This is a genomic window from Mesorhizobium sp. BHbdii, assembly GCF_053848045.1.
Genome location: NZ_JBSPKX010000242.1, coordinates 1 through 428 on the forward strand (window position 1 = coordinate 1; position 428 = coordinate 428).

Consider the following 428-nt stretch of genomic DNA (forward strand, 5'->3'; position numbering starts at 1 on the left):
GCTTCGTCCACACCGCGCCTGGCCACGGCCGCGAGGATTTTGACGCCTGGATGGACGCTGCGCCTCAGCTGCGCACTCGTGGCATCGACACGGTGATCCCCTTCACGGTCGACGATGCCGGCTTCTTCACCAGGGACGCGCCAGGCTTCGGCCCGGATCGCGAGGGCGGGGCGGCGCGTGTCATCGACGACAATGGCAAGAAGGGCAACGCCAACCAGGTCGTGATCGACGAACTGATCAAGCGCAACGCGCTCTTCGCGCGCGGCCGCCTGAAGCACAGCTACCCGCATTCCTGGCGGTCGAAGAAGCCGGTGATCTTCCGCAATACGCCGCAATGGTTCGTCTACATGGACAAGGACCTCGGCGACGGCACGACGCTGCGCAGCCGCGCTCTGAAGGCCATCGACGACACGCGCTTCGTGCCGGCT

The 428-nt window shown here is 66.1% G+C and carries 1 pseudogene; it reads left to right on the forward strand.

Annotation, left to right across the window (positions count from 1 at the left end):
• Window positions 1-428: pseudogene (gene ileS, locus ACWTU8_RS32840) on the forward strand (isoleucine--tRNA ligase); the annotation flags it as partial.